This is a genomic window from Blautia difficilis (assembly GCF_014297245.1).
GTDB classification, from domain to species: domain Bacteria; phylum Bacillota; class Clostridia; order Lachnospirales; family Lachnospiraceae; genus Blautia_A; species Blautia_A difficilis.
Map to the genome: position 1 here is coordinate 1 of NZ_JACOQG010000096.1, position 679 is coordinate 679.

Consider the following 679-nt stretch of genomic DNA (forward strand, 5'->3'; position numbering starts at 1 on the left):
TGCGGTCGTTTGATTCTCATGTTTTTGATAACTTTGTTATCGATGTCTTCCTATCTTGCGTTTTATGAGATATTCTCATATCTCTTAACGTTTTGTATCAAGGATATTTGATTAACTTTAATCAAATTTCATGTATGCAGTTTTCAAGGTACAATATAAGGCTTACTCACTTAACCTCACGGCTAAACTTTTATAAGCCAATGGGCTTAAGTGGACTCGAACCACCGACCTCACGCTTATCAGGCGTGCGCTCTAACCAGCTGAGCTATAAGCCCATCTTGAAATCTTCCGATTTCAGTGGAGATGAAGAGATTCGAACTCTCGACCCCCTGCTTGCAAGGCAGGTGCTCTCCCAACTGAGCTACATCCCCATTTGATCTGGCAGCCACCTGCTCTCCCACACCGTCTCCAGTGCAGTACCATCGGCCGCTTAGGTCTTAACCGTCGTGTTCGGGATGGGAACGGGTGTTTCCCCTAAGCGCATCGCTACCAGAAATATCTTTATTCAGTTTCCTTGATAACTCAACAGTAAAACACATTGCAATTTTCTACTTCTTCTTCCTTAGAAAGGAGGTGATCCAGCCGCACCTTCCGATACGGCTACCTTGTTACGACTTCACCCCAGTCATCGGTCCCGCCTTCGGCAGCTCCTCCCTTGCGGTTAGGTCACTGACTTCGG

Annotated in this window: 2 tRNA genes and 2 rRNA genes; all 4 read right to left on the reverse strand. The window is 46.2% G+C overall.

Annotation, left to right across the window (positions count from 1 at the left end):
- Positions 1–201: 201 nt before the first annotated feature.
- Positions 202–275 (reverse strand) — tRNA-Ile (locus H8Z82_RS16980).
- 23 nt (positions 276–298) lie between these two features.
- A tRNA-Ala gene (locus tag H8Z82_RS16985) sits at positions 299–371 on the reverse strand.
- Positions 372–376: 5 nt separating this feature from the next.
- Positions 377–494: ribosomal RNA gene (gene rrf, locus H8Z82_RS16990) — 5S ribosomal RNA — on the reverse strand.
- Between the two features lie 72 nt (positions 495–566).
- Positions 567–679: ribosomal RNA gene (locus tag H8Z82_RS16995) — 16S ribosomal RNA — on the reverse strand; the annotation flags it as partial.